Annotated in this window: 22 protein-coding genes; 10 read left to right on the top strand and 12 right to left on the bottom strand. The window is 74.5% G+C overall.

Annotated elements, in window-relative coordinates:
- The first annotated feature begins 10 nt into the window (after positions 1–10).
- From MTO91_RS17115 to MTO91_RS17100, 4 genes are read left to right on the top strand one after another with little or no spacing between them, the layout of a single operon-like run.
- Entirely contained in the window at positions 11–1,879 is a 1,869-nt protein-coding gene (locus tag MTO91_RS17115) for a diol dehydratase reactivase subunit alpha (protein WP_476651862.1), read from the top strand.
- A complete protein-coding gene (locus MTO91_RS17110) occupies positions 1,876–2,304 on the top strand; it encodes a glycerol dehydratase reactivase beta/small subunit family protein (protein WP_476651860.1) in 429 nt (142 codons plus the stop codon). The genes MTO91_RS17115 and MTO91_RS17110 overlap by 4 nt, the downstream gene beginning before the upstream one ends.
- On the top strand, positions 2,301–2,519 hold the full coding sequence (locus MTO91_RS17105) for a hypothetical protein (RefSeq protein ID WP_405416532.1): 219 nt from the start codon (positions 2,301–2,303) through the stop codon (positions 2,517–2,519). The genes MTO91_RS17110 and MTO91_RS17105 overlap by 4 nt, the downstream gene beginning before the upstream one ends.
- Complete coding sequence (locus tag MTO91_RS17100; protein ID WP_405416533.1) at positions 2,516–3,304, top strand: (2Fe-2S)-binding protein; 789 nt, start codon at positions 2,516–2,518, stop codon at positions 3,302–3,304. The genes MTO91_RS17105 and MTO91_RS17100 overlap by 4 nt, the downstream gene beginning before the upstream one ends.
- Positions 3,305–3,333: 29 nt before the next feature.
- On the opposite strand, the gene MTO91_RS17095 is transcribed toward MTO91_RS17100, so the two are convergent.
- The 3 genes from MTO91_RS17095 to MTO91_RS17085 are packed head-to-tail and all read right to left on the bottom strand — an operon-like array spanning position 3,334 to position 6,038.
- The gene (locus MTO91_RS17095; RefSeq protein ID WP_062395977.1) at positions 3,334–4,071 is read right to left on the bottom strand and encodes a DUF4191 domain-containing protein; all 738 of its coding nucleotides are present in this window, start codon (positions 4,069–4,071) and stop codon (positions 3,334–3,336) included.
- 45 nt (positions 4,072–4,116) lie between these two features.
- Entirely contained in the window at positions 4,117–5,121 is a 1,005-nt protein-coding gene (gene lipA, locus MTO91_RS17090) for a lipoyl synthase (RefSeq protein WP_405416535.1), read from the bottom strand.
- Positions 5,118–6,038, bottom strand: a complete 921-nt coding sequence (locus MTO91_RS17085; protein WP_405416536.1) for an SDR family NAD(P)-dependent oxidoreductase — start codon at positions 6,036–6,038, stop codon at positions 5,118–5,120. Before MTO91_RS17085 ends, lipA begins: the two co-directional genes overlap by 4 nt.
- Positions 6,039–6,123: 85 nt before the next feature.
- Here MTO91_RS17085 and MTO91_RS17080 point away from each other — a divergent pair, with 85 nt between their 5' ends.
- Positions 6,124–7,056 carry an LLM class F420-dependent oxidoreductase gene (locus MTO91_RS17080; RefSeq protein WP_405416537.1) on the top strand — a complete coding sequence of 311 codons (933 nt, stop codon included), beginning with the start codon at positions 6,124–6,126 and terminating at the stop codon, positions 7,054–7,056.
- An 18-nt stretch (positions 7,057–7,074) separates the two neighbouring features.
- On the opposite strand, the gene lipB is transcribed toward MTO91_RS17080, so the two are convergent.
- The 5 genes from lipB to lpdA all read right to left on the bottom strand — a co-directional run bounded on the left by lipB (position 7,075) and on the right by lpdA (position 13,349).
- Positions 7,075–7,797, bottom strand: a complete 723-nt coding sequence (gene lipB, locus MTO91_RS17075; protein ID WP_405416539.1) for a lipoyl(octanoyl) transferase LipB — start codon at positions 7,795–7,797, stop codon at positions 7,075–7,077.
- 10 nt (positions 7,798–7,807) lie between these two features.
- Positions 7,808–9,073 (bottom strand): NAD(P)/FAD-dependent oxidoreductase, encoded by a 1,266-nt coding sequence (locus MTO91_RS17070; RefSeq protein ID WP_476651858.1) that lies wholly within the window; start codon positions 9,071–9,073, stop codon positions 7,808–7,810.
- The gene (locus tag MTO91_RS17065) at positions 9,070–9,960 is read right to left on the bottom strand and encodes a TIGR01777 family oxidoreductase (protein ID WP_346102720.1); all 891 of its coding nucleotides are present in this window, start codon (positions 9,958–9,960) and stop codon (positions 9,070–9,072) included. The genes MTO91_RS17070 and MTO91_RS17065 overlap by 4 nt, the downstream gene beginning before the upstream one ends.
- A gap of 138 nt (positions 9,961–10,098) precedes the next feature.
- Positions 10,099–11,904: a 2-oxoglutarate dehydrogenase, E2 component, dihydrolipoamide succinyltransferase gene (gene sucB, locus MTO91_RS17060; RefSeq protein ID WP_476651857.1), complete on the bottom strand. Its 1,806-nt coding sequence runs from the start codon at positions 11,902–11,904 to the stop codon at positions 10,099–10,101.
- Between the two features lie 53 nt (positions 11,905–11,957).
- Positions 11,958–13,349 carry a dihydrolipoyl dehydrogenase gene (gene lpdA, locus MTO91_RS17055; RefSeq protein WP_073574154.1) on the bottom strand — a complete coding sequence of 464 codons (1,392 nt, stop codon included), beginning with the start codon at positions 13,347–13,349 and terminating at the stop codon, positions 11,958–11,960.
- A gap of 201 nt (positions 13,350–13,550) precedes the next feature.
- On the opposite strand from lpdA, the gene MTO91_RS17050 reads away from it, so the two are divergent.
- Positions 13,551–13,958, top strand: a complete 408-nt coding sequence (locus tag MTO91_RS17050) for an oxidoreductase (protein ID WP_208822343.1) — start codon at positions 13,551–13,553, stop codon at positions 13,956–13,958.
- Positions 13,959–13,967: 9 nt separating this feature from the next.
- Here the strand turns inward: MTO91_RS17050 and MTO91_RS17045 are convergent, their stop codons facing one another.
- A complete protein-coding gene (locus tag MTO91_RS17045) occupies positions 13,968–14,816 on the bottom strand; it encodes an SDR family NAD(P)-dependent oxidoreductase (protein WP_405416543.1) in 849 nt (282 codons plus the stop codon).
- An 80-nt stretch (positions 14,817–14,896) separates the two neighbouring features.
- Between MTO91_RS17045 and MTO91_RS17040 the strand changes: the two genes are divergently transcribed.
- Positions 14,897–15,469 (top strand): LURP-one-related family protein, encoded by a 573-nt coding sequence (locus MTO91_RS17040; protein WP_202968194.1) that lies wholly within the window; start codon positions 14,897–14,899, stop codon positions 15,467–15,469.
- A 21-nt stretch (positions 15,470–15,490) separates the two neighbouring features.
- Here the strand turns inward: MTO91_RS17040 and MTO91_RS17035 are convergent, their stop codons facing one another.
- Positions 15,491–17,527, bottom strand: coding sequence for a serine/threonine-protein kinase (locus MTO91_RS17035; RefSeq protein ID WP_476651856.1), 2,037 nt, complete (start codon positions 17,525–17,527; stop codon positions 15,491–15,493).
- A 48-nt stretch (positions 17,528–17,575) separates the two neighbouring features.
- Positions 17,576–19,084, bottom strand: coding sequence for a leucyl aminopeptidase (locus tag MTO91_RS17030; protein WP_476654908.1), 1,509 nt, complete (start codon positions 19,082–19,084; stop codon positions 17,576–17,578).
- Positions 19,085–19,300: 216 nt separating this feature from the next.
- Between MTO91_RS17030 and MTO91_RS17025 the strand changes: the two genes are divergently transcribed.
- The 3 genes from MTO91_RS17025 to MTO91_RS17015 all read left to right on the top strand — a co-directional run bounded on the left by MTO91_RS17025 (position 19,301) and on the right by MTO91_RS17015 (position 23,001).
- Positions 19,301–20,659 carry an APC family permease gene (locus MTO91_RS17025; RefSeq protein ID WP_476651855.1) on the top strand — a complete coding sequence of 453 codons (1,359 nt, stop codon included), beginning with the start codon at positions 19,301–19,303 and terminating at the stop codon, positions 20,657–20,659.
- 19 nt (positions 20,660–20,678) lie between these two features.
- A complete protein-coding gene (gene gcvT, locus MTO91_RS17020; protein WP_476651853.1) occupies positions 20,679–21,806 on the top strand; it encodes a glycine cleavage system aminomethyltransferase GcvT in 1,128 nt (375 codons plus the stop codon).
- A gap of 73 nt (positions 21,807–21,879) precedes the next feature.
- Entirely contained in the window at positions 21,880–23,001 is a 1,122-nt protein-coding gene (locus MTO91_RS17015) for a branched-chain amino acid aminotransferase (protein ID WP_346102736.1), read from the top strand.
- 75 nt (positions 23,002–23,076) lie between these two features.
- On the opposite strand, the gene MTO91_RS17010 is transcribed toward MTO91_RS17015, so the two are convergent.
- Positions 23,077–23,973 (bottom strand): DUF559 domain-containing protein, encoded by an 897-nt coding sequence (locus MTO91_RS17010; protein ID WP_476651851.1) that lies wholly within the window; start codon positions 23,971–23,973, stop codon positions 23,077–23,079.
- Positions 23,974–24,070 lie beyond the last annotated feature (97 nt).

Here is a 24,070-nt window from a genome sequence, read left to right as displayed (position 1 = left end):
GGAGACACAGGTGCACGGGACGGACGGCTCGCGGCTGGTCGTGGGCGTGGACATCGGCAACTCGACGACCGAGGCCTGCGTGGCCTCGATCGACGCCGGCGGCCGGGTCACCTACCTCGGGACCGCCCTGACCCGCACCACCGGGGTCAAGGGGACCCCGGACAACACCGACGGCGCGGTGACGGCAGTCCGCCGGGCCCTGGAAGGGGCCCGGCGCTCCGCCGACGAGCTGGACGAGGTGCTGCTCAACGAGGCGACACCGGTGATCAGTGGCCTCGCCATGGAGACGATCACCGAGACGATCATCACCGAGTCCACGATGATCGGGCACAACCCGGCGACGCCGGGCGGCAGCGGGATCGGGGTCGGCGTCACCGTCGCGGTGGAGGAGCTCACCGGCCCCGGTCCGGTCCCTGAGGGACCGGTGATCGCCGTCGTCGGGCGCGGGTGGGACTTCGACCGCGTCGCGCGGGTGCTGAACGACGCGCTCGGACGCGGCCTGGAGCTGGTCGCGGCGGTGCTGGCGCAGGACGATGCGGTGCTCGTCGCGAACCGGATCGACGTCTCGATCCCGATCGTCGACGAGGTCGGCGCCGTCGAGCGGGTGCCGCTCGGCATGTCCGCGGCGGTGGAGGTCGCCCTGCCGGGGCGCACCATCCGGACCCTGTCGGACTCCTACGGTCTGGCCACGGTGTTCGGGCTCGACCCCGACCAGACCCGGCAGGTCGCGCCGGTGGCGCGTGCGCTGACCGGGAACCGCTCGGCCGTCGTCGTCCGGACCCCGGCCGGGGACGTGACCGACCGCCGCGTCCCGGTGGGGGAGCTGGTCCTGACCGGGGCCGGCAAGACCCTGCGGGTCGACGTCGACGCCGGCGCCGACGAGATCATGGAGACCCTGGCCCGGGTGCAGCCCCTCGACGACGCGACCGGCCAGCCCGGCACGCACGTCGGCGGGATGCTCGCCCAGGTCCGGGACACGATGACCGACGTGACCGGGCAGCCGGCCGGGGAGATCCGGATCCGCGACGTGCTGGCCATCGACACGTTCGTCCCGCGCGAGGTGCGGGGCGGGCTGGCCGGTGAGGTGTCGCTGGAGAACGCCGTCGCGCTCGCCGCGATGGTGCGCACCAGCCGCAGCCGGATGCAGGTCGTCGCCGACCGGGTCGCCGAGACGCTCGGCTGCTCGGCCCGGATCGGCGGCGTCGAGGGCGAGATGGCGGTCCGCGGGGCGCTGACCACCCCGGGCACCGACACGCCGATCGCGATCCTCGACATGGGCGGCGGCTCCACCGACGCGGCGCTGCTGCTGCGGGACGGCACGTGCACCGCGGTGCACGTCGCCGGCGCGGGCGAGCTGGTCACCAAGCTGATCGACTCCGAGCTGGCGCTCGACGACCGTGAGACCGCCGAGCAGGTCAAGTGGTTCCCGCTGGCGAAGGTGGAGAGCTTCTTCCACATCCGCCACGAGGACGGCTCGGTGCAGTTCTTCACCGAGCCGCTGCCCTCGCACGTGTTCGCCCGGGTCGTCGTCATGACCCCGGACGGGCCCGTCCCGGTGACGACGCGGCACTCCATCGACCACGTCGTGCGGGTGCGCCGGGAGGCGAAGCGCCGGGTGTTCGTGGTGAACGCGCTGCGGGCGCTGCGCCAGGTCGCCCCGAGCGGGTCGCTGCGCATGCTCGACTTCGTCGTGCTGCTCGGCGGGTCCGCGCTGGACTTCGAGATCCCGCAGATGATCGCCGACGCGCTCGCCGGGTCGGGCGTGGTCTGCGGTACCGGCAACGTGCACGGCACCGAGGGCCCGCGCAACGCCGTCGCCTCCGGTCTGGTCGACGCGCACGCGAGCTCGCTGGTCAGCAGCGGGGAGCCGGCGGCATGAGCCACCCGGGCCCGGCGTCGGCCTCGGAGCCGCCGTCGGTCGTCGTCGGGCACCACCCGGACATCCCGGACCCGGTGCTGCGCGAGGTGCTGGCCGGCGCCGAGGAGGAGGGCGTCCCGGTCACGACCTGGCCGGACCCGGACGCCGTCGGGGGCCCCGACGGCGTCGTCGCGCTGGCCCACCGGGCGGCGCAGCGGTCCCGGCTCGACGTCGGCGTCGGGATCGACGCCGACGGCTCCGTGGTCGTGCACCACACCACGCTGCCCGCAGACCGGCCCGCCTTCACCGAACCCGGTCCGGGGCCGGCCGTGCCGGCCGGCCCGGAGGGGGCCGGGGGCCGGCCGCACGGGCGCCGCGCGGGCGCGGCGGCGGCCCGGATCGTGACCGGGCTGCCGCTGCCCGGGCCGGCCGGTGCCCGGCCGTGACGCGCCTCCCGGCCGCGGCGACGGCGACGGGACGGGCGACCGCGCGGAGCCTCCTCTGGCTGACGGTGCTCGCCGCGCTGGTGGCGTCGTCGACGGCGGCGCAGGCGCTCACCGTCGTCGCCGCTGCGGGGGCGGTGCTGTGGGTCGGACCGGTCGCCGGGACCCTCACGAACGGCTCGACCGGGACGATCAGGGATGCGAGGCTTCCCCGGTGACCACGGAGCACACCGACATCGCGCGTCCGGCCACCACCCCGCCGGTGAGCGACGTGCTGGCCGGGCTCGCGGCGGTCGGGCCGTTCTTCGAGCTCCTCGACGTCACCGAGGAGCGGGCCGGCGGACGGTCGGTCCGCCCGTTCGCCGCGGTCCTCGCCCCCGACGCGCTGCTGGAGCGGGTCGAACGGACCCGGGTGGCGCTCGGGGCCGAGCCGCCGCTGGGCCGGCGGATCGCCGCGTCGATCGCGGTGCAGGGGCTCGCGGCGAAGCTGCTGTCCGGGCCGGTCGCGGCGCTGGCCCTGCACGGTGTCCTGGTCGACCTGCGGCCGGAGACGCTGTGGTGGTCGGCCACGCCGCTGGGCGACGTCGTCGCGCTCGACCCGCCCCGGGTGGTGCGCTGCCCGTTCCCCGGGCCGGACGCGCTGGCCCCGCTGGTCGACGACGTCCTCACCCCGCTCGTGGAGATCGCGGGCGAGCGCTTCGGGGTGTCCGGGACGGTGCTGTGGGGCAACGTCGCGTCGTCGGTCGCGGGGGCCAAGCGGGTGCTCGACATCCAGCGCCCCGACGCCGCGGACGCCGTCGCCGCCGTCGCCGCGGACCTGCTGGAGCACCCCCGGCTGACCGGTACGGGGGAGCGGCGGGCCCCGGTGGCGCCGGACCACGCCTGGACGTTCCGGCGGCGGTCCTGCTGCCTGTACTACCGGGTGCCCGGCGGCAGCACCTGCGCGGACTGCGTCCTGGCGGACCTGCGCGGCGAGCCGGCGTCCGGCGACCCGACCGACTGACCCGGCGGGCCGGCCGGCCGGCGGCGGGGTCAGCGGCGGCGGACGGTGCGCTGGATGCTGCGCATCTTGGCGCCCTGGGGCATCGGCCCCTTGGGCATCGCGGCCGAGCGGCTGCCGAGGGCGTTGAGCTTGCCCTCCAGGGAGTCCATCTCGGCGGCGGAGATGTTGCGGGGCAGCTTCATGAGGTGGCGCTGCAGGCCCTTGAGCGGGACCTGGCCCTCCTCGTTGCCCACGATCACGTCGTAGATCGGGGTGCTGCCGGCGACCCGCGCGGTGCGCTTCTTCTCCTGTGCGAGCAGGGTCTTCACCCGGTGCGGGGCCCCCTCGGCGACGAAGATGATCCCGGGCCGCCCGATGACCCGGTGCACCGCGTCGAGGTGGGTGGTGCCCGCGATGCCCTGGGTGATCCGCCACTGGCCGCGCATGTTGTCCAGCGCCCAGCCTGCGGCGCCCGGCTGCCCGTCGGCCTTCACGTAGATCGACTTCTGGACGCGGCGGCCGAAGATGCTGAACGCGGCCAGCGCGCCGATCAGGATGCCGAAGGGCACGAAGAACCAGACCAGGCCCAGCAGCCACCCGATGAGCGTGACGACCACGATCGACCCGACGAACACGCCGATCATGATCGGGAGGAGCTTGGAGTCCTCCTTGCGCTGCATCTGGAACGCCTGCCAGATCTGCTGGCGACGCTGCTTCGACGCGGCCTTCTTCTGGGCCTTGAGCGCCTTCTTCTCTTCGGGCGAGGGCTTACGGGGCTTGCCGGGCATGTGACCAGCCTACTTCCGACCGGTGATCGACGGTGCGAGGAGGTCTCAGCCGCGTGCGAGCAGGGAGCTGGCCTCCTGCGCGGCCGGGCCGGAGTCGGCCAGGTGCGCCAGGGCGGGGGAGAGCTCCTCGCCGCGGTGGGCCACGGTCTGGGCGTAGAGCCGGCCGGCCCGGTAGGACGAGCGCACCAGCGGCCCGGCCATCACGCCGGCGAAACCGATCTGCTCGGCGGCCCTCGAGTGCTCGACGAACTCCTCGGGCTTGACCCAGCGCTCCACCGGGTGGTGGCGCTTGGTCGGGCGCAGGTACTGGGTGATCGTAATGATCTCGCAGCCCGCGTCGTGCAGGTCCTGCAGCGCGGAGGTGACCTCGTCGGGGGTCTCGCCCATGCCGAGGATCAGGTTCGACTTGGTGACCAGACCGAACTCGCGGGCCTTGGTGATGACCTCCAGCGACCGGTCGTAGCGGAACGCCGGGCGGATCCGCTTGAAGATCCGCGGGACGGTCTCGAGGTTGTGCGCGAACACCTCGGGGCGCGACTCGAAGACCGGGGTCAGCTGGTCGTCGATCGAGTTGAAGTCCGGGGCGAGCAGCTCGACGCCGGTGCCCGGGTTCAGCTCGTGGATCTTGCGGACGGTCTCGGCGTAGAGCCAGGAGCCGCCGTCGTCGAGGTCGTCGCGCGCGACGCCGGTGACGGTGGAGTAGCGCAGCCCCATCTGCTGCACCGACTCCGCCACCCGGCGCGGCTCGTCGGTGTCCAGGTCGGCCGGCTTGCCGGTGTCGATCTGGCAGAAGTCGCAGCGACGGGTGCACTGCTCCCCGCCGATGAGGAACGTCGCCTCCCGGTCCTCCCAGCACTCGTAGATGTTGGGGCAGCCGGCCTCCTCGCACACCGTGTGCAGGCCGCCCGACCGGACGAGACCCTTCAGCTCGGTGTACTGCGGACCGGTCTTGGCGCGGGTGCGGATCCAGGACGGCTTGCGCTCGATCGGGGTCTCGCTGTTGCGGACCTCGAGGCGGAGGAGCTTGCGGCCTTCGGGTGCGATGGTCACGCGCCCAGCCTACGCCCGGGGTCCGGTGTGATGCCGGTCGCGGCGGCCGTGACCTGCCACAACCTGCCCGCGAGCACCGGGTCCTGCGCGGCCGCCGAGCGCCGTGCCGGACCGGCCGGGCCGCGGGCCTCCCCGAGCCCGGTGGGGCCCAGGTAGTCGCCGCCGTGGACCGGCCCCGTCACCGCGGCGAGCTGCGGCCCGACACCCTCGGACACCGGGGAGGTGAGCCGGCGCTCCCACGGTGCGAACAGCCGCGCCTGCAGCGTCGCGCCCCGCCGGAAGGAGTTCGCGAGCAGCGACGACTCGGTCATCCCCGGGTGCGCGGCCACCGAGAGCACCGGGTCCCCGGACAGCCGCAGCCGCCGGTCCAGCTCCGCGGCGAACAGCAGGTTCGCCAGCTTCGACGCGCCGTAGGCCGCGTTCGGGGACCAGCGCCGGCGCCGCCACCCCAGGTCGTCGGGGTCGAGCCGGCCGGTGCGGTGGCCCAGGCTGGACGTCGTGACGACCCGCGACGGCCGCTCCGGGTCGCCGGCGGCCCGCAGCGCGGGCATCAGCAGCCAGGTCAGTGCGGCCGGCCCGAGGTGGTTGGTGCCGATCTGCAGCTCGAAACCGTCCGCGGTGTCCGCACGCGGCCCCATCGCGACGCCCGCGTTGTTGACGAGCACGTCCACCCGGTCCCCGGTGCGTTCCCGGATCTCCGCCGCAGCGGCCCGCACCGAGCCGAGGTCGGCGAGGTCCAGCAGCACCAGCTCACCACCGGCCCCGCGTGCCGCGGCGCGGCCGCGGGTCACGTCGCGGGCGGTCATCAGCACCCGGGCCCCGGCCCGGGCCAACGCGGTGGACAGCGCGAGACCGAGCCCGGAGGTCGTGCCGGTGACGACGACGGTCCGGCCGGTCTGGTCGGGGATCGGGTGCACGACGCGACCGTAGCGAGCGGGCCCCCGCGGCCGCCGCCGGTGGTCGGGCGGCGCGGGCGGGCCGGTGCGGCTAGCGTCGCGCCCCGTGGACTTCCGGATCTTCACCGAGCCCCAGCAGGGCGCCCGCTACACCGACCTCCTGCGGGTCGCCCGCACCACGCAGGACGCCGGCTACGACGCGTTCTTCCGCTCCGACCACTGGGTCGCGATGGGCGACGGCAGCGGTCTCCCCGGCCCGACCGACGCCTGGGTGACCCTCGCCGCGCTCGGCCGTGAGACCGAGCGCATCCGGCTCGGCACCCTGGTCACCAGCGCGACGTTCCGGCTGCCCGGGCCGCTCGCCGTCGCCGTCGCGCAGGCCGACGACATGTCCGGCGGCCGCGTCGAGGTCGGGCTCGGCTCGGGCTGGTTCGAGGCCGAGCACCGGGCGCTCGGCATCCCGTTCCCGCCGCTGGCCGAGCGCTTCGAGATCCTCACCGAGCAGCTGGAGATCCTCACCGGGCTGTGGGCGACCCCGCTCGGCGGGCGCTTCACCCACCAGGGACGGCACTACACCGTCACCGACTCCCCGGCGCTGCCGCGCCCGGTGCAGGACGCGCCGCCGGTGATCGTCGGCGGGATGGGGAAAAGGAAGACCCCGGCGCTGGCCGCCCGGTTCGCCACCGAGTTCAACGTGCCGTTCCAGCAGCCCGAGGCCGTCGCCGCGCAGTTCGGCCGGGTCCGCGACGCGTGCACCGCCGCCGGGCGCGACCCGGGCTCGCTCACGTACTCGGTGGCGCAGATGCTGTGCCTGGGCAAGGACGACTCGGAGGTCGACCGCCGCGCGGCCGCGGTGGGCCGCGACGCCGCAGAGGTCCGCGCGAGCAGCCTCGCCGGCACCCCCGGCGAGATCGTCGACCGGCTCGGCCGGTGGGCCGAGACCACCGGCACGACCCGGGTCTACCTGCAGGTCCTCGACCTGTCCGACCTCGCCCACATCGAGGACTTCGCCGCGACGGTGGTGCCCCAGCTCGCCTGAGGCACCGGGGCCGGGGGATCAGCCCAGGCCGGACATCAGGTCGACCTGGCGGACGACCGGGTGCTCGGCCACCGGCAGCCGGCCGTCGAGCGCGTCCAGCACGGCGGCGGCCGCCGGGCCGGCGACCTCGTCGACGGTCACCTCCCGGTCCAGCTCCGCGGTCAGGGTGGTGACGCCGGCGTCGGCGATCCCGCACGGCACGATCCTGCCGAAGTCGCCCAGGTCGGCGTCGCAGTTGATCGCGAATCCGTGCTGGGTGACCCCGCCGGCGATCCGGACGCCGATCGCGGCGACCTTCCGCTCGGGGGTGAAACCCTGCGCGGGCAGCCAGACGCCGGAGCGCCCCTCGACCCGGCCGGCGCTCGTCACACCGAGGTCGTGGCAGACCCGGATGAGGGCCTCCTCCAGGCGGCGGACGTAGTCCACGACGTCCATCGGCTCACCGAGGGCGACGATCGGGTAGCCGACGAGCTGCCCCGGCCCGTGCCAGGTGATGCGCCCGCCGCGGTCGACGTCGACGACCGGGGTGCCGTCGGTGGGCCGGTCCTCCGGCCGGGTGCGCCGCCCCGCGGTGTAGACGGGCGGGTGCTCGAGCAGCATCAGCACGTCCGGCCCGCCGTTCTTGCGGGCCTCGGCGTGCGCCTTCTGGGTGTCCCACGCCGCCTGGTACTCCACGCGCCCGAGCCGGTCGACCCGGACGTCGTCGGTTCCGGCGCGGCAGGACAGATGCGGTGCGGGCATGGCGGCGAGCTTACGCCGCGCCCAGCCGGGCGAGGACGGCCTGCGCGGCCCGGCGGCCGCTGACCAGCGCACCCTGGGTGGACGGGGTGTCGCGGTGGTCGCCCGCGACGAACAGGTTCTCCCCGAGGTCGACGTCGCGGCGCACCGGGCGCCCCGCCTCGAACAGCGGCAGCGCCTCGTCGACCTGCGCGGTGTGCAGGTGCGCCCAGTCGTCGGTGCCGGCACCCCAGATCCGGGCCAGCTCGCGGCGCACCGCGGGCTCGTCGACCCCGGTGGACCCCGGGGTCCCGACGATCGAGGACGCCACCAGCGGGCGCCCGTCGGCGGAGTAGCCCGGCGCGGCCGCGGTCATCACCATCGTGTTGACGACCGGCCCGCCGGTGCCGTCCAGGTGCAGCAGCGGGGAGGCCGTCGGGGCCTGCGGCGGGACGTGGAAGAACGTGGTCAGCGCGTTCATCCGCGGCTCGGCGACCCCGGGCAGCAGCGCGGCGGCCGTCCTCGGGTCCGCCGCGACGACGACCGCCCGCGCGGACAGGGTGCCGTCGTCGGTGTCCAGGGCGGGTGCGGGCCCGCCGCGCACGGCGTGCACCCGGGTCCCGAGCGTCACGGTGCCCTCGGGCAGGGCCGCGGCCAGCCGCCGGGGCAGCGCCTCCATGCCGTCGTCGGGCACGACGACCGTGCCGAGGGCGAAGCTGCGCCACACCAGCCGCACGAACGCGGCCGAGGTCTCCAGCGCGGTCTCGGCGAGCACACCGGACAGGAAGGGGCGCAGGAACCGGTCGGTGACCGCGCCGCCGAGCCCGGCGGCGTCGAGGTCCCGGGCGGCCGAGGAGTCGACCAGCGTCGCGGTCCGCGACGGCGGCGAGGCCAGCACCTTCGCCGTCCACGCGACGAGCTTGGCCTTCTCGATCGGGCCGAACAGGTCGTCCAGCGCGGTGGCCGGGGCGGACGCCGGGCGGCGCAGCGGGTTGACGAAGCGGTGCAGCTCGCCGTCGCCGGCCCGGATGGCGGCACCGGGCTCGAAGGGCCGCGCGGCCAGGGTGTCGAGCCCGTGCGGGGCGAGCGCGGCGTGCAGCGCCGGGTAGGAGGTGTTGAGCACCTGGAACCCGCGGTCGCAGCGGAACCCGTCGACGACGTCGGTCGCCATCCGCCCGCCGACCCGGTCGGCGGACTCCAGCACGCGCACGGTCAGCCCGTGCCGGTGCAGCACGGTGGCCGCGCGCAGGCCGGACAGGCCCGCCCCGACCACCAGGACGTCGACGTCGGACGGGGTCATGACCCGACCGCGGCCGAGAGTGCGTCGCCGACGGTGTGGTGGCGGAACTGGAACCCGGCCTCGAGCAGCGCCGCAGGCACCGCCCGCTGGCCGCCGAGCAGCATCTCGCGGCCCATCTCGCCGAGCACGGTGGAGACCACCGGGCCGGGCACCGGGAACGGCGCGGGCCGCCCGACCGCCGCGGCCATCTCCTTGGTGAACTCGGCGTTGGTGACCGGCACCGGGCCGGTCACGTTCGCCGGGCCGGACAGGGCCTCGGTCTCGACGGCGAACCGGATCGCCGCGACCTGGTCGTCGAGGGAGACCCACGGCATGAACTGGGTGCCCTTGCCGATGCGCCCGCCGAGGAACCCCTTGAACAGCGGGCGCAGCATCGCGAGCAGCCCGCCGGAGGGGGACAGGACCAGGCCGGTGCGGACGAGCACCACCCGGGCGCCGGCGTCCACGGCGGGGGCGGCGGCGGCCTCCCAGTCCCGGCACACGTCGGCGAGGAACCCCGAGCCCGACGGCGCGGACTCGTCGACGACGACCTGGCCGGTGTCGCCGTAGTAGCCGACGGCCGACCCGCTGACCAGAACCGGGACCTTGTGCCGGGCCACGGCCTCGGCGAGGACGTCGGTGGGGACGTTGCGCGAGTCGCGGATCAGCTGCTTGCGGGCGCCGGTCCACGGGCGGTCGGCGATGCCGGCGCCGTTGAGGTTCACGACCGCGTCGGCGCCGTCGAGGGTGCCGTCCTGGACGGTGCCGGCGGGCGGGTCCCAGCCGCGCTCGTCGGGGGCGGCGGGGGTGCGCCGCACCAGGCGCAGCACCTCGTGCCCCGCGCCCCTCAGGTGGGCGACCAGGGCTGTTCCGATCAGTCCGGACGAACCGGCCACGACGACTCGCACGGCCGCGATCCTTCCCGGTCCCGGGCGGACGCGCGAGCCGGACATGCCGCGACCATCGTCACCCGTTCACCCGGACCGGTGACGACGGCGGCCCGCCCCGGGTGGACCGGGACGGGCCGCCGTGTGTCGCGGGGGTGCCTACAGGCCGAGCTCGGCCTCGAAGGCGCCCTCCTCCAGCCGGGCCTTGACCGCGGACAGGAAGCGGCCGGCGTCGGCGCCGTCGACCAGGCGGTGGTCGTAGGTCATCGGCAGGAAGCAGACCGAGCGGACGGCGATGACGTCGTCGCCCTCGGGGCCGGTGACGACCTTCGGCTCCTTCGAGATCGCGCCGGTGCCCAGGATGGCGACCTGGGGCTGGTTGATGATCGGCGTGTCGAACAGCGCGCCCGCGGACCCGATGTTCGTGATCGTGAAGGTGCCGCCCGACAGCTCGTCCGGACCGATCTTGGAGTCGCGGGTGCGGGCCGCGACGTCGGCGATCTTCTTGGCGATCCCGGCCAGCGACAGGTCGTCGGCGTCCTTGATCACCGGCACGAGCAGGCCGCGCGGGGTGTCCACGGCGATGCCCATGTGCACCGAGCCGTGGTAGGTGACCTGCTTGTTGTCCTCGGAGATCGAGGCGTTCAGCGACGGGAACGCCTTGAGCGCCTCGATGGTGGCCTTGGCGATGAACGCCAGGAAGGTGAGGTTGGCGCCCTCACGCTTCTTGAAGTCCTCCTTGACCCGGTTCCGCAGCTTGACGATGCGGGTGAGGTCGACCTCCTGGACGGTGGTCAGCTGCGCCGAGGTCGCGAGCGACTCGTTCATCCGCTGCGCGATGACCTGGCGCAGGCGCGGGAGCTTGACCGTGGTGCCCGGCTCCGGCGCGTTGTCCGCGCGGGTCGGGACGGCCTTCGGCTCCTGGGGCGCACCACCGGAGGCGGGCTGCGCCGCCGGGGCGGACGGCTTCTCCTGCGCCGGGGCCTTCGCCTGCTCGGCGGCGGCGAGGACGTCCTGCTTGCGGATGCGGCCGCCGACGCCGGAGCCGGTGACCGAGTCGAGGTCGACGCCGTGCTCCTGGGCCAGCTTGCGCACCAGCGGGGTCACGTAGGGCTTCTCGCCCGAACCCGAGCCCGAGCCGTTCGAGGAGGGCTCGATCCTCCCGGCGGGGGAGTCCTCGGAGCCGGCCGGGGCCTTCTCCTGCTTCTCCTCGGCCTTGGGGTGCTCGGCCTTCGGCTCCGGCTTCGGCTCGGCCTTCGGAGCCTCCTTCTTCGGCTCCTCCTTCTTCTCCGGGGCCTTCTCCTGCTTCGGCGCCTCGTCCTGCGCCGGGGCGGCGGAGCCGTCGCCGACCAGCGCGAGCTGCGCGCCGACCTCGACGGTCTCGTCCTCGGCGACGGTGTGCTCGAGCACGGTGCCCGCGACCGGCGAGGGGATCTCGGTGTCGACCTTGTCGGTGGAGACCTCGAGCAGCGGCTCGTCGACCTCGACGGCGTCGCCGACCTGCTTGAGCCAGCGGGTCACGGTGCCCTCGGTGACCGACTCGCCGAGCTCGGGCATCGTGACCGGGGTGCCGGAGCCCCCACCGGACGACGAGCCACCGGAGGACGGCTCCGGGGCCTCCTCCTCGGCCTGCTCCGGCTCGGGCTCGGGCTCCGCCTCGGACTCCGCGGGCTCCGCGGCCTTCCCGGAGGAGCCGGAGTCGGACGAACCGGCGTCGTCGGCCTCGTCGGCGTCGCCGATGACGGCGAGCTCGCCGCCGACCTCGACCGTGTCGTCCTCGCCCGCGATGATGCGCTTCAGGACGCCCGCGGCGGGCGACGGGATCTCCGTGTCGACCTTGTCGGTCGAGACCTCGAGCAACGGCTCGTCGACCTCGACGGTGTCGCCCTCGGCCTTGAGCCAGCGGGTGACGGTGCCCTCGGTGACACTCTCGCCCAGGGCGGGCATCTCAACGGTGACGGCCATGTCGGGTGGAGCTCCTCTTGTTCCGCGTGGGTGTTCGGGTTGTGGGGCCGGGATCAGCCGTGGGTGTGCAGCGGTCTCCCGGCCAGCGCGAGGTGGGCCTCTCCGAGGGCCTCGCTCTGTGTGGGATGGGCGTGGATCAGGGCGGCGACGTCGGTGGGCAGAGCCTCCCAGTTGTAGACCAGTTGCGCCTCTCCGACGAGCTCCCCGATCCGGGAGCCCACCATGTGCACGCCGAGGACGCGTCCGCCCTGTCCGGCGGGCCCCTGGGCGACGAGCTTGACCGCCCCGGAGGTCTGCAGGATCTGCGACTTCCCGTTGCCGGCCAGGTCGTAGGTCAGGGTGTGCACCTCGCCGTGGAGGTCCCGCGCGGCCTGCTCGGTCAGCCCGACCGAGGCGACCTCGGGGTCGCAGTAGGTGACGCGCGGGATGCCGTCGTCGGTGACGGGGCGGGGCGCGAGCCCCGCGACGTCCTCGGCGACGAAGATCCCGTGGGCGAAGCCGCGGTGGGCGAGCTGCAGGCCGGGGGTGACGTCCCCGACGGCGTACACGCCGTCGAGGTTCGTGCGCAGCCGCTCGTCGACGGTCACGACGCCGCCGTCCATCGCGACGCCGGCCTCGGCGAAGCCGTGACCGGTGGTGTTGGGGCCGCGGCCGACCGCGACCAGCAGCAGGTCGGCCTCGATCTCCTCACCGGACTCCAGCGACACGGTGACGGTGTCGCCGCTGCGGGTCGCCTTCGCGAACCGCACCCCGGTGCGGGTGGTGATCCGGCGCCGCCGGAACGCCCGGGCCAGCTGGGTGGAGCAGAACTCGTCCTCGTTCGGCACGAGCCGCGGCAGCGCCTCGACGATCGTGACCTCGGCCCCGAACGAGCGCCACACACTGGCGAACTCGACGCCGATCACGCCGCCGCCGAGCACGACGACCCGGCGCGGGGCCTCGTCGAGGGAGATCGCGGCGTCGGAGGTGACGACGCGGTCGTCCAGCTCCAGGCCGGGCAGCGACCGGGCGTAGGAGCCGGTGGCGAGCACGACGTGGCGGCCGGTGATGCGCTCGTCGCCGACCCGGACGGTGCCGGGGCCCTCCAGGGTGCCGGCACCGGGCACCACGGTGATCCCGCGCGAGGCGACCAGGCCCTGCAGTCCCTTGTACAGCCGGGAGACCACGCCGTCCTTGTAGGCGTTCACCCCGGCCATGTCGACGCCGTCGAACGTGGAACGGATACCGACCTGCGCGCCGTCGCGGGCGTGGTCGGCCACCTCGGCCGCGTGCAGCAGCGCCTTGGTGGGAATGCAGCCGCGGTGCAGGCAGGTGCCGCCGAGCTTGTCCTTTTCGACCAGGACCACCGACAGGCCCAGCTCCGCGGCCCGCAGCGCGCAGGCGTAGCCGCCGGAGCCGCCGCCCAGGATCACCAGGTCGGCGGAACGAGCGTCCGGGTCGGACACCGATCAGCTCCCTCCGGGGGTCACCGCCGGTGGACCGGCTCCGCCGGACGGGACCCCGCTACGCGGCGACCATCTTGTCATCCGGCCGCGACTGCGCCACTGGGGTGTCGGGAGCAAATCCGTGATCCCGGTCGTTGGGCACTCGGAGCTACCGTGTCCGGTTCGTAGGGGTGCGACCGGATCGACGAGAGGACGACGCGCATGGGTCTGCTCGACCTGTTCCGGTCACGTGGACCGTCGGGCCCCAGGTCCGGCCGGGGATCCGGCTCCGGCGGGAGGCGTGGCGCGTACGCGGAGGGCGAGGCCCACCTGCGTGAGTGGTCGGCCGCCCGGATCGGGGTCGAGGCCTTCGTCGAACCGCGCACGACCGTGACGGAGACGACGGTGGTCTTCGTCGCCCACGACGGCGAGTGGACCCGCAGGCGGGTCGCGAACCCGAACGCGGCGAAGAAGCTGGCCCGCTCGCTGCAGATGCCGATCTACGACGTGCAGCTCGTCGGGTACCCGAACCGGATGCGCGAGCACGACGCCCGTGACCGCGCCCTGCGCAAGCGCGAGCGCCGGGAGCGGATGCTGCGCGAGCTGCGGGCCGAGGACCGCGACGCCTGACCCGCCGGGTCAGGGGCGCAGCGAGCGGGCGCGCCGCTCGCCGAGCGCCCGCATCGCGGGCTCCAGGCGCAGCGCGGGCCCGGGTGCGAGCGCGGTGAGGCGCAGCAGCGCGCCCCGCCAGGCGGGAAGCGTCCGGTAGACCCGGCCGGTGCCGAACATCCCGACCAGCGCCGTCGCGACCTGTTCGGGGGTGACCAGCACCCCGGACCGCACGAGCGCCTGGCCCTGGCCGCCGGGCGTCATCGAGCGCAGCAGCTCGGTGTTCACCCCGTCCGGGCAGACCGCGTGCACCCCGATGCCCTCCCGGCGCACCTCCGAGGCCAGCGCGGACACCATCGACAGGGCGCCCGCCTTCGACGCCGCGTACACCGACAGGCCCGGAACCGGGCCGAGGCCGGACAGCGACACGGTCACGCCGATCTCGCCGCCGCGGGCGGTCCCCGCCGCCGCCTGCTCGCGGAACGCCGTCACCGCGGCCCGGGCACCCCAGATCGGGCCCAGCAGGTTGACCTCGACCAGAGCGCGGGCGCGGGCCTCGGCGATGTCGGTGACGGTGCCGTCGAAGCCGACGCCGGCGTTGCTCACCCAGGCGCCCAGCGGCGCGAGCTCGCGGGCCCGGGCCACCGCCACCGCGGACGCGGCCGGGTCGGTGACGTCGCAGGCGGTGCCGGCGGCCGCCCCGATCCGGGTCGCGGTGGCCTGCGCCGCGGCCTCGTCGAGGTCGGTGACCAGCACCCGGTAGCCGCGCCCGACGAGCTCGCGGGCGATCTGCTCGCCGATGCCGCGGGCCGCGCCGGTGACCACCGCGGAACGGGGGGCGTGCGCGGGGACCTCGTGTCGACGACGCTGCCGGCTCATGGGCGGCAGTATGCCCTACCCGTGGGTAACCCCCGGTCCGGTGTCGCCGCCCGGATCCGGTCCGGCCAGACTCGGGCCCCGTGACGGCCGCGATGCACCTGCCCCGCTTCCTCGTCCGCCAGCGGATCACCCTCGGCGTGAACCGCTATGACGTGCACGCCGCGAACCCCGACGGCAGCGCGGGCGCGCTCATGGCGTTCGCGCAGCAGAAGCGGTTCGCCTTCAAGGAGCAGGTGACCTTCTGGTCCGACGACAGCCGCTCCCGCGCGGTGTTCTCCTTCCGCGCCCGCCAGCGTCTCGACGTCCGCGCCGAGCACGACGTCCTCGACGAGCACGGCCGGGTGATCGGCACCTTCGGCAAGCGGTTCGGGGCGAGCCTGCTGCGCTCGACCTGGACGCTGACCGCGCCGGGCGTCGCCGCGACCGGGCGCGAGCGCAGCCTCGGCGTCGCCCTGTTGCGCCGGGTGGCCGAGAACCTGCCGCTGCCGTACCACTTCGACGTCACCGAGGACTCCGGCGGCACGCTGCTGATGAGCAGCGACCGGCGGTGGTCGCTGCGCGACTCCTACGACGTCTCCGTCCCGGACCCGCGCATCGACTTCCGCCTGGCCGCCGCCTTCGCCGTCGCGCTGGACGCGTTGCAGGACCGCTGACGCGATAGGAGGCGTCGCGCCTCAGCTCAGATCGACCTCTGTCAGTTCGGGGGACTCGGGGCTGAGGAGGAACGCGGATCGGCCGTCCGGGGCGATAGCGATGGCCGTCATCTCTCCCGTACCCGTCAACACGGGTAGCGGTCGGTTCGTCCGCACGTCCAGAGCGGCGGCCCCGCTGTCGGATCCAGCGACGTAGATCCTGCCACCGTGCGCTACGACGCCTGAGGGGCTTCCGCCGACCGCGACGGTCGTGACCACCGCGAGATTCCCGACATCGACGACCGTGACCGTCCCGGAGTCCTGATCGGCCACGTAGCCGAGGCGACCGTCCGAGGATATGGCGACGCCCTGCGGAGTCTCGCCGACCGGGATTTCGCCTCGTGTCCGACCTTCCCCGATGTCGAGCACTGCGACGGTGTCGCTCTGCAGGCTGCTGTCGACGGTCACCAACACGGTTCGACCCGCATCGTCCACCGCGAGCCCTTCGATAGTCGTCCACGGCATGAATCCCACCGAGATCGTGTCGACGACCGCATTCGAGCGGGTGTCCACGACGGCGACATCGGCGGATTGTTCGTTCCCGACGAACAGTCGGGCCCCATTCCCCTGGAGGGCGAGTGCGGTGGGTCGATCTCCTACCGGTATCGACGCGGTCACCGTCCGGGAACGCAGATCTACGACTGACACCGTGCCTGTACCGGCGTTCGCAATATAGGCGCGCCGTCCCGTGGCATCGATGGCCACGGCACGCGGATCGGTGCCAACCCGTATCTCGGCGGTGACCCGACGTTCGGCGAGATCGATGACGTTGGCGGTGCCATCCTGTGGGTCCGAGACGACCAGCGTCTCACCGTCAGGAGCCACAGCGAGTGAGTCGGGCGCGGCGCCGACGCGGATCGCGGGCACTACGGCGGGCGTAGGAGTTCCGCTGGACGGAATCCCCTGTGTCGCGAGATACACGATGCCGGCGAGCACGAAGGCTGCCGTGACCCCGATGACACCGGGTAGGAGGCGTGGCCGCCCTGGGGGCCTCGACACCGACGGCCGTGGCGGGGCTTCGCGGTCCCGGTGCGCGGCGAGGGGATCCGGTCGAGTGCGTGGCGGTTCGTCTCGAGTGCGTGGCGGTTCGTTGTCGCCTATCGGGCCCCGCGGGTGGGACTTCCCGCCGCCCTGAGCCCGGCCGTCGGGAGGGTGTGTCTTCGGCTGGGCATCAGTTCGGCGCCGTCGGAAGGAGTCGCGTAGTGCACGCTCCGCCATCTCGGACAGAGCTAGGGCAGATGCCGGACGATGGGCTGGATCGTGCGCGAGGCCGAGCGCGAGCACGTTGTCGAACTGCCGTGGCACGGCTGGACGGAGAGAGTGCGGTCGCGGTCGTTGTCCACCGATGTCAGCCCCGCTGAATGCCTTGGTCCCGGTGAGCAGTTCGAACAGGACGCAGGCCAGGGAATAGATATCGCCGCGCACTGTGTCGGGTTCTCCTGCGAGTCGCTCCGGCGGGATGTAGCCAGGACTGCCCCAGAGGTCGCCAGGACGGGTCAGCCCGCCGGAGGTGTGTGCGTCGATGCTCCGGCCCAGTCCGAAATCAATCAGGTAGACGAAGTCATCCGACGTGATCATGATGTTCGACGGTTTGACGTCACGGTGCAGCAGTTTGAGCCGATGAGCGGCCTCGAGGGCCGACGCGACCGACCGGATGATCTCGACGGCCCGCGCCGGATCGAATCCGGCGGAGGGAAGTGCCGACGTCGCAGTCCGTCCGTCGATCCACCGCATGTCGATGAACAGACGGCGGTCGATCTCGCCGGTCTTGTGCACCGGCACGCTGTGCGGTTCGGCCAGCCGCGCCGCCAGGATCGCTTCCTGCTCGAAGCGGGCCCGGAACTCCGGCAGGTCGGAATAGTGGGGAAGCAACAACTTGAGAGCGACCTCGCGGCCGCCCTCAGTCGGGTCGACGGCCTTCCAAACCTCGCCCATGCCGCCGTTGCCGACCCGCCGGATCAGCCGGTAATGGCCGAACAGCTCCCCGGGCTCAGTCTCCCCGTCGTACGTGCTTGTCAACGGCCCCCCCGACGATCAGGGCACATATGATCTCACGAACGGGTGATCTCAGCCGTTCGCGGCCACGTCCTCGAGGAACGCCAGCAGGGTGCGCACCGGCACCCCCGTGCCGCCCTTGGTGGTGTAGCCGCGTGGCCCGCCGGTGTTGAACGACGGCCCCGCGATGTCGATGTGCGCCCACGGCAGCCCGGCGGGTACGAACTCCTTGAGGAACACCCCGGCCAGCAGCATCCCGGCGAACCGCTGCCCGCTGACGTTGCTGATGTCGGCCACCCGCGAGTCCAGCTCGCCGCGCAGGTACTCCGGCAGCGGCATCGCCCAGGCGTCCTCGCCGACGGCGGTGCCGTGCGCGGCGACCCGGTCGCGCAGCTCGTCCGACCCCATCACCCCGGCGGTGCGCATGCCGAGCGCGACGAGCTGGGCGCCGGTCAGCGTCGAGGTCTCCACCAGGTAGTCGGGGTCGTCCTGGGCGGCACGGACGATCGCGTCGGCGAGGATCAGCCGTCCCTCGGCGTCGGTGTTGAGCACCTCGACGGTGGTCCCGCCGAACATGGTCAGCACGTCGCCGGGCTTGTACGCCGTCGACGACGGCATGTTCTCCGCCATCGGTACGGTCGCGGTCACCGTGACCGGCAGCTCCAGCTTCGCGGCGAGCACGACGGTCGCGACGACCGCGGCCGCCCCGCCCATGTCCGAGGTCATGTCGGCCATGCCGGCGTTGGGCTTGAGCGAGATGCCGCCGGTGTCGAAGGTGATGCCCTTGCCGACGAGCGCGACCCGCTTCGACGCGGCCGGGCCGCCGTTCCAGGTCAGGCGCACCAGCCGGGGCGGGTTCGCCGACCCCTTCCCGACGCCGGTGACGCCGCCGTAGCCGTTCTCCCGCAGCCCGGCGTCGTCGAGGACCTCGGTGACCAGCCCGGCGCGCTCGCCCAGCGCCACCGCATGCGCCGCGAAGGTCTCCGGGACCAGCACGTTCGGCGCGGTGTTGACCAGGTCCCGGGCGGTGGTGACGGCCTCGGCGACGAGCGTCGCCCGCCGCACGGCCGCGTCGTCGGCGCCGGTGAACGACCAGCTGCCGACCGGGACGGCCGCGGCGTCGGTGGAGGTCCGGTGCCGGTCGAAGCGGTGGCCGCCGAGGACGGCGCCGACGACCGCGGCCTCGGCGTCGAGGGCGGACAGCGTGCTCAGCACCGAGCCGGTCCCGGCCAGCGTGCGGGCGGCGGCACCGGCGGCGCGGCGGACCGCCTCGGACGCCTTCGGTCCCTCGGCGGGGCGGCCCAGACCGACCGCGACCAGCCGCGGCGCGGACAGCGCGCCGCGGGTCGGCAGCGACACGACCTGCTCGGCCTTCCCGGTCGCGCCGACGGTGGTGAGCAGCTCCAGCAGCTCCCCGGAGAACGCCGTGTCGACGCCGGCGGCGCTCGCGGCCAGCGCCGGGCCGGTGCCGTCGGCGGCGTCGGCCGCGGGGGCGTGCAGACCGACCACGACGGCGTCGACGACCGCCTCCGGCTCGGCACCGCTGTGTGCGGCGGTCTGCGGGAGAGTCGGGACGTCGATCGGCACGGGTGGCACTCCTCGGGGTCGGACGGGAACGGTGGGTATCGGACGAGTGGCTCCAGATCGCCCGATCTCACCCTGCGTGGCCGGTGCACGTGTCCCGTCCGCCGGGTGGGTGGGGAGCCGGGTGGCGGGCAGGACGACGAGACCGGACCGAGATGGTAATGACACCCCCGCGGCGCCGCGCGGCACAGGGGTGGATGGGAAGGTGAACGGGTGCCCCGCCCCCCGTACCGGATCCCGACCGTGACCGCGGTCGTCGTCGCCCTCTCGGCGACGTTCGGTACCGGGCTGTACGCCGCGCTCGGCCCGGCGGCCGCGTCGGCGGGCACCTGGTTCCCGCTCGGGGTGCTCCTCGCCGCGCTGCTCGCGCTCGGCGTGGTCGGCTCGACCGCGCACCTGTCGCTCGCCCGCCCGGCCGGTCCGGAGCTGGCCCGCGGTGACCTGCCCGCCCCCGCACTACGGCTCGGGGCGGTCGCGCGGGTGACCTCGCGGGCCGCCGCCGGGTCGGCCGCGGCGCTGGTGTTCGGCGCCTACGTGCTGCCCACCCAGCCGGTCACGATCGCGGTGGTGGCGGTGCTCGCCGTCGTCGCGGTGAACGCCTTCGGGGTGCGGATCTCGCCCGGTGCGGCGCGCGGGCTGGTGGTGGGCACGCTGCTCGCCCTGACCGTCGCGATCGTGGTGGGGCTGCGGTCGGACGGGCCGCACGCGGTGCTGTCCTCGGCGATGCCCGCCGCAGCCACCGGAGCCGGCATCGCCGGCGACGGCGCCGGGACGCCCGACGACCCGGCCGTCGCCACGCTGCAGGCCGCGATCGAGCCGGGCCCGCTCGGCGTGCTCGCCGCCGCCGGGTTCGTGTTCCTCGCCTTCACCGGGCTGTCCCGCGTCGCCGAGCTCGGGGGCAGCCTGCGGGACCCGGTGCGGGCGATCCGCCGGGCCCCCGCACTCGCCGTCGTGATCACGACGGTGCTGCTGCTCCTGCTGTCGGCGGCCCTGCTGCGCGGGCTCGGTGCGTCCGGGCTGGCGTCGGCGTCGGCCCCGCTGGCCGCGCTGATGGACACCAGCAGCAGCGCCCAGGTGGGGGTGCTGGTGCGGGTCGGTGCCGCCGCCGCGACGATCGCCGCACTGCTCGGGGCGCTGTCGCGGGCCGCGGCCGGCGCCGCCCGGCTGTCCCGCGAGGGGGAGCTGCCCGCGTTCCTGGGCCGGGGCGGGTCCCGCGGCACGCCGTGGGTGGCCGACCTGACGCTGGGGGTGCTCACCCTGGCGATGACCCTGCTGCTGTCCGCGACGACCGCGATCGTCGTCACCGTCGTCGCGGCCCTGGTCCACCACGCCGTGCTGCACGCCGCGGTGCTCCGCCTGCCGGGACGCCCGGTGCGGGCGGCGGTCGTCGCCGTCGCCGGTGGGGTGGGGTGCCTGGCCGTCGCCGCGTCGATGCCGCCGTGGCCGCTGGTCGCGACGGCCGGGGCGCTCGCCGCGGGCTGGGTGCTGTGCGCCGTCACGGCGCGCTCGCGCGCCGGCACGGCGGCCGAGGAACCCGTGCGCCACAGCGATCCCGAGGAACAGGCGGCCTGAGGCCGATAGGGTCGCGGGCGTGACCGACGAGCTCCTGCCCAGCCCGCTGCACGACCGGCACGTCGCCCTCGACGCCACCCTCGGCGAGTTCGGGGGGTGGTCGATGCCGATCTCCTACCCGGGCGGCACCGTCGCCGAGCACACGTCGGTCCGCGAGACGGCGGGCCTGTTCGACGTCAGCCACCTGGGCACCGTCCCGATCTCCGGGCCGGGCGCGGCCGCGCACCTGAACGCCTGCCTCACCAACGATCTCGGCCGGATCGGCCCGGGCCGCGCCCAGTACACCCTGGCCTGCGACGACCGCGGCGGCGTCGAGGACGACATGATCGTCTACCTGGCCGCCGACGACGACCTGCTGCTCGTCCCGAACGCCGCGAACTCCACCCGGATCGTGTCCGCGCTCGCCGCCGACGCCCCGCCCGGCGTCACGATCACCGACCGGCACCGCGAGCTCGCCGTGCTCGCCGTCCAGGGGCCCCGCTCCGCCGAGGCGCTGGGCGCGGCGCTCGGTGCCGCGGGGGAGGGCGTCGCGGACCTGGACTACATGGCGTTCACCGACCTCGAGGGCGGTCTGAACGACGGCGGTGTGCGGATCTGCCGCACCGGCTACACCGGCGAGCTCGGCTACGAGGTCGTCCTCGCCGCGGAGGCCGCCCCGGCGATGTGGGACGCCCTGCTCGACGCCGTCCGCGGCGTCGGCGGCGGACCGTGCGGTCTCGCGGCGCGCGACACCCTGCGCACCGAGATGGGCTACCCGCTGCACGGCCACGAGCTGTCCACCGAGATCAGCCCGGTCCAGGCCGGGAGCAGCTGGGCGGTCGGCTGGGACAAGCCGGCGTTCTGGGGCCGCGACGCCCTGCTCGCCGAGCGCGCGGCGGGCCCGGCACGGTGCCTGCGTGCGCTGCGGGCGACCGGGCGGGGTGTCCCGCGGGCGGGGATGACCGTCCTCGACGGCGAGGGGGGCAGCCCCGTCGGCGTCGTCACCTCGGGGACGTTCTCCCCGACGCTGCGCACCGGCGTCGCGCTGGCCCTGGTCGACACCGCGGGCGGGGTGGCCGTCGGCGACGCGTTGGTGATCGACGTCCGGGGACGTGTGCTGCCGGTGGAGGTCGTGAAGCCGCCCCTGGTGCCCTCGCACGTCCGCTGAGCGGGCCCACCGGCTCCCGTTCCTCGGGAATCCGACTGTTTGCCCCGTGGACAGCGGGGATACCGTCTGGGCCATGAGCGCGCCGAAGTTCTCCGTGACACGCAACCCCGCCCCGGCGTCCCCGCAGCGGCGCGCCGACGTACTGGCCGCCCCCGGCTTCGGGCGGTACATGACCGACCACATGGTGACGATCCGGTGGACCGCCGGGACCGGCTGGCACGACCCGGCGGTCGTGCCCTACGGCCCGATGACACTGGACCCGTCCTCGATGGTCCTCCACTACGGGCAGGAGATCTTCGAGGGGCTCAAGGCCTACCGCCAGCCCGACGGTTCGATCGCGTCGTTCCGGCCCGACGCCAACGCCGCCCGGTTCGCCGGCTCCGCGCGCCGGCTCGCGATGGCCGAGCTCCCCGAGGACCTCTTCCTCGCCTCGCTGTCCGAGCTCCTCGCGGTCGACTCCGAGTGGGTGCCCGAGGCCGGCGGCGAGGACTCGCTCTACCTGCGGCCCTTCATGATCGCGACCGAGGTCGGGCTGGGGGTGCGGCCGTCGTCGGAGTACCTGTACTCGGTCATCGCGTCGCCGGCCGGGCCGTACTTCGCCGGCGGGGTCAAGCCCATGGACGTGTGGCTGGAGACCGAGTACACGCGCGCCGCGCTCGGCGGCACCGGCACCGCCAAGTGCGGCGGGAACTACGCGGCGTCGCTGCTGCCGCAGTCGGTCGGCGCCCAGCACGGCTGCGCCCAGGTCGCCTACCTCGACGCCGAGGAGCGCCAGTGGATCGACGAGATGGGCTCGAACAACCTGTTCTTCGTCTTCCGCTCCGACGACGGCTCGGTCGAGGTCGCGACGCCGGACCTGCGCGGCTCGGTGCTCGCCGGCATCACCCGGGACTCGCTGATCACGGTGGCGAAGGACCTCGGGATCTCCGTGGTCGAGCGCCGCATCTCCGGCCAGGAGTGGCTCGGTGGCGCCGCGAGCGGCGTGCTGACCGAGGTGTTCGGCTGCGGCACCGCCGCGGTGATCACCCCGATCGGGACGGTCAAGCACAGCGGCGGCGAGGTGACCGTCGGCAACGGTGAGCCCGGCCCGGTCACCCTGCAGCTGCGCGAGGCGCTGACCGCGATCCAGCGCGGCGCGGCCCCGGACCCGCACGGCTGGATGCACACCCTGGTGCCGGCCCCCGCGTCGGTCTGAGCCGTCCCACCCGCTTGATCACCGGTTGTGGAGTCCTCCGCCCGCCTGGCGGACGTTCCGCTCCACAACCGGTGATCACCGACGCAGGGCCCGCCTGATCGCGGCGACGGTGCCCTCGGGTGCGTCGTGCACGTCGTGCCAGGTGAAGCGCAACAGCGTCCACCCCCGAGCGACGAGAGCATTCCCCTTCGCCCGGTCGGCCCGGAACCGGTCGGGGTCGGTGTGCCAGGCCCACCCGTCCAGCTCGATCGCCACCCGCTCGGCGGGGAAGGCCAGATCGACCTCCCGCCCGCCGCCCACGGGCAGCCCGCGGACGGGGCCGCCGATCCCGGCGGCGCGCAGCAGCCGCAGCAGCATCCGTTCCAGCTCCGAGTCCGCGCGGTCGAGCGCGGCCACCAGCAACCGGTGCGCCGCGGCCATGCCGTGCGCGCCCGCGTTGCGGCAGTAGGCCTCGTGCAGCAGCGCCGGGTGCACGACGCGGCGCTGCAGAACCCGGTCGAGGAACGCGGCCCCGTCGGGCAGCACGGCGCAGGTCTCCAGCACGGTCAGGTGCGCGGCGGTGACGGCGACGCCCCGGATCCAGGCCCGGTCGGGACCGGGCACGTCGCGCCGCCGCAGCGCGATGCCGCCGGGCGCGAGCCGCCGGGTGCCGCGGGGGAGCGTCACCCCGACGTCGCGGGGCCACCGGTCGATCATCCCGCTCCAGCACGCGGCGGCCGGCCCGTGGACCAGCCCGGAGGGTCCGGCCCAGAGCGCCGCGGCCCGGACGCGCATCGCCGCGGTCGGGACGCGGGTCGCCTCGGCGAGGACGCCCGGGTGCAGGTCGACCCACTCGCCGCGGGCCACCCGTCGTCGAACGGACTGCCGGGACAGCCCGGTGGCCCGGGCCTGGGCCGCGGACAGGACGCCGTCCTGCGCGAGGAGCAGGTCACGCAGCGGGACCGGCGAACGGACGGGGGAGGGCGGTGGCATCCCCGCAGGGTGGCGGGACCCGCTCCCCAACGGTCCTGATCCCGCACACCCCGTCGCAGGTGCGAATCCCGTCCATGATCACCGGTTGTGGAGTCCT

It is taken from the genome of Pseudonocardia sp. 2-7, from assembly GCF_056341085.1.
This window is presented reverse-complemented; position numbering and strand designations above follow the sequence as displayed.